The sequence below is a fragment of the Bradyrhizobium jicamae genome (assembly GCF_001440395.1).
Taxonomy (GTDB): Bacteria; Pseudomonadota; Alphaproteobacteria; order Rhizobiales; family Xanthobacteraceae; genus Bradyrhizobium; species Bradyrhizobium jicamae.
The window spans coordinates 1-3,381 of sequence record NZ_LLXZ01000090.1; the positions used below are offsets into that span (position 1 = coordinate 1).

The window sequence follows — 3,381 nt, forward strand, 5'->3', positions numbered from 1 at the left end:
CCCCACAGGTGTTTGATCTCCTTGATTATCTGATCCGTCACCGGGAGCGTGTCGTCACCAAGGACGATCTCATCGGCGCCATCTGGAATGGTCGCATTGTGTCCGATGCTGCGCTTACGACCCGCCTGAACGCTGTTCGCGCTGCCATCGGCGATACCGGTGAGGAGCAGCGCCTCATCAAGACGCTTCCGCGCAAGGGCTTCCGTTTCGTCGGACAGGTGCGGGAGACGCGAGAAGTTGCAGACCCAAATCCGCGCGATGCGCCCGAGAGCGCTCTTGCGCTCCCCGACAAGCCTTCCATCGCCGTGCTGCCATTCGAGAACATGAGCGGCGATCCCGAGCAGGAATACTTCGCGGACGGGATGGTTGAAGAAATCATAAGCGCGCTCTCGCGTTTCAAATGGTTGTTCGTGATCGCCCGCAATTCGTGCTTTACGTTCAAAGGCAAGGCCGCCGATGTCAGGGAGGTCGGACGCAGGCTCGGCGTGCGCTATGTCCTTGAGGGATCAGTGCGCAAGTCGGCAGAGAAGGTTCGCATCGCAGGGCAGTTGATCGATGCCGTGACGGGCGCGCACCTCTGGGCGGACAGGTTTGAGCGTGACCTGACTGACGTTTTTGCTCTTCAGGACGAAGTGACAGCCGCGGTTGTCTCGGCTATTCAGCCAAAGATGCTTCAAACAGAGATCGAACTGGCGACGCGGCGGCGACCGGAAAACCTCACGGCCTATGATCTTTTTCTCCAAGCCACGCAGCAGTTCTATCTGTCTACCCGCGATGGGTTGGCCGAGGCACTTTGGCTGCTCCGCCGGGCGTTGAAGCTTGACCCCTGGTTCGCTGAGGCCGCTGCCTTGGCAGGTGCCTGTCACATGCGAAACGTCCTTCTTGGCTACTCCCTTGATCCCCAGTTCGACCGCAAGGAAGCAGTTCGGCTTTTTCGATCGGCATTGAGCATCGATGATGGTGATCCGGACCTGTTAGCAACGGCTGCAATAATCTCGGCGTTCATGGTCGGCGATAGTGAAGCCGAGATCGAAATGGCTGACCGGGCGGTCGCGCTCAACCCAAATTCATGGATCACATGGCACAACAGAGGCCATGTCTATAGAGTTGCAGGGCTGCCAGAAGAAGCGGTCCGCAGCTTTGAACGCGCCATCCGGTTGAGCCCGGTAGCACACTTGACGTTTGAAGGCATTGGGATGGCCCTTATTGAGCTTGGTCGCTTTGACGAGGCCATCGTCGCAGGGAAGAAAGCCCAACGTCAGAACCCCTCCCATTTACCAAGTTACCGCTGTCTCGCGTCCGCTTTCGCCCATCTCGATCGTGACGCTGAAGCGCGTGAGGCGGCGGCGCGTGTGCTTGAGCTCGATCCCGCCTTCACGATATCCGGATGGATCGCTCGGGGTGGGAAATCAAACTCGAAGCTGTTGATTGAGGGCCTTCGGAAAGCGGGATTGCCCGAGTAGCTCTCCATCCAATGAGGTGATCGAATGGCGGCACTCTGCTGCGGCGCATGAGTCCGGTTATGGCCCTTGGCCGACATGGCAGATCGGTTCACCGACGTCTGCTTTCCGGGGTGGAGCGGACCAAGCTCGCATGGCCCCGAGCGTCGGCTTGTGACCCGATTCAGACATGGGCGGCCAATCTTTGCCGTGACGCACAACACAGCCCCTCATGCAAATGATGTGGTAGTGTATGGTTGTCGCTCTCAAGCCGTGCCATTGACATTCGCACCGTCGGTCGCCATCCGCTCGCGTCGGTCGGAAGCTTTCAGCCTTCAAGGATCGTGAACATTGCAGTAGCGTTGCGCGGTCACTCTGAACGGCAGCCCACCGGAATCGTCCTGTCGAGATAGACGGCGACCGGCCCGGTCAGCGCCATGTCGCGCAACTCACTCGGCGATATCAGCCGTGCGCCGATGATCTCGCGGTTGTCGAGCTGTAACTCGGGCAGCCGATCCAGTCGTAGTTCAAAAAAATGCACTTTATCTTTTCGCCCGTCCCAGAGGCCCCAGGCGTCGCTCACGGCGACCAGCGGGAATGCTCCGGCGAGGCCGATCTCTTCTGCCAGCTCGCGCCGAGCCGCTACTTCAGGCGTCTCACCCTGCCGGACAGTGCCGCCGGGGAAGTTCCACTCGATCCTATACGACGAGCGCACCAGCAGTAGCGCGTGACCGACGTAGACAGCCACAAGCGCCCCCTCATGCTGCTGGTGCCGCAGTCGCCACCAGATGCGGGCAAGCGGGAAACCGACGCGGTATGCTGTCCGCCAGGCAGCATCGAGAAGCGTGGAACGTCGAGCTTGTCCAAGGTCTGACATGGATCAACCTCTACTACCTTTGCCGGTAAGAAGGACAGCTTTTCGCCGGCACTGGGGCTCGTTGTCCCAGCTACATCTTGTCGTGCCCCTGACGCCGAGCCGTCGACATTCGAACGATTCCCACCTCCATATTGCTGCGAGCCGACCAGGGGATCGAATAGGACCTGCTTGCGGCAGCGCATGAGTCTGTTTTTAGCCAATAATGGGGTGCAAGTTCGCTGCGGAGCCAGGACAGATCGAGAGCAGTGTCGATCTTCCGCACCAGATGATCTTCGGGGACCGCATCGCCAAGACGAAACTCGTAGAACAGTTGACCTTGGTCACTCTTCAGACGGCCCATCATGGATCGACCTCACCGAGAATCGCGTCAACACAACGGAATCACGCTTCGCGACCTGTCTCAACCGACTTTTGCAACAAAATCGACCCTTTGCTGACCTGGTGTTCGCGGGCATCGAAGTCTGTTCGGTGGGGAAGCGGACCTCGCTCAGGACTGAACCGAGGTCCGAAAATGACCCGAAGCTGAAGTCATGCGCGGGCGTCGGCGGAACGACCACGGTTCGGAGTCCAGATAGCGGAGGGGCGGGTCGGGACCGATTACTGAACGAGACGCAGATATACTTTGGGCTTGAGGCGGTAGGCATCCAGCGCGAAGTTCGAGAGGAGGAGTACGTTTCTCTCACCCTGGCACATCAGCTCGGCGATTTCTTTCGCGAGGAAATGGGTGGCTTCATCGAAGCTTCTCAGTTCTTGGTTGCGGAGGAGGACGCTCAAGGCGATGTCTAACGACTCGTCGAAGATTTCCATCTCATTGGTGTTAAAATCGCTCATTGAAGGCCCGCCGCATGAAGAGGACTTGCGACGGGCCCATGGGCAGTATGTCCGCAAGGGACACAAGCTAAGCTGTCTTGCCTACTGATGTTCCGCACGGCGACCCTTCGCAGCAAGTTTCACTTCCCGGTACCGTAGTCCGGCCTTAGCGATCTCCTCGGAACGAAGTTCGCGCTCTGCCTTTACACGACGGAGATCAACCTGAGGGAGATTGCGGCGAACCGCGTCAGTGGC

3 protein-coding genes and 1 pseudogene are annotated in these 3,381 nt (G+C 58.9%); 1 reads left to right on the forward strand and 3 read right to left on the reverse strand.

Annotation, left to right across the window (positions count from 1 at the left end; all coding sequences use genetic code 11):
* Positions 1-1,463, forward strand: a 1,463-nt coding sequence (locus tag CQ12_RS14210) for a winged helix-turn-helix domain-containing tetratricopeptide repeat protein (protein WP_057835931.1), incomplete at its 5' end; no start/stop codon positions are given.
* 346 nt (positions 1,464-1,809) lie between these two features.
* Here CQ12_RS14210 and CQ12_RS14215 read toward each other — a convergent pair.
* The 3 genes and pseudogenes from CQ12_RS14215 to CQ12_RS14225 all read right to left on the reverse strand — a co-directional run bounded on the left by CQ12_RS14215 (position 1,810) and on the right by CQ12_RS14225 (position 3,147).
* Complete coding sequence (locus CQ12_RS14215) at positions 1,810-2,316, reverse strand: NUDIX domain-containing protein (RefSeq protein WP_057835932.1); 507 nt, start codon at positions 2,314-2,316, stop codon at positions 1,810-1,812.
* 199 nt (positions 2,317-2,515) lie between these two features.
* A pseudogene (locus tag CQ12_RS47675) lies at positions 2,516-2,656 on the reverse strand (IS5/IS1182 family transposase); the annotation flags it as partial.
* Positions 2,657-2,913: 257 nt separating this feature from the next.
* Positions 2,914-3,147: a hypothetical protein gene (locus CQ12_RS14225; RefSeq protein WP_157088207.1), complete on the reverse strand. Its 234-nt coding sequence runs from the start codon at positions 3,145-3,147 to the stop codon at positions 2,914-2,916.
* Positions 3,148-3,381 lie beyond the last annotated feature (234 nt).

Excerpts from the sequence above, each read along its gene's own strand:
- CQ12_RS14215 (WP_057835932.1), bottom strand. The coding sequence starts at position 2,316 with ATGTCAGACCTTGGACAAGCTCGACGTTCCACGCTTCTCGATGCTGCC.
- CQ12_RS14225 (WP_157088207.1), bottom strand. The coding sequence starts at position 3,147 with ATGAGCGATTTTAACACCAATGAGATGGAAATCTTCGACGAGTCGTTA.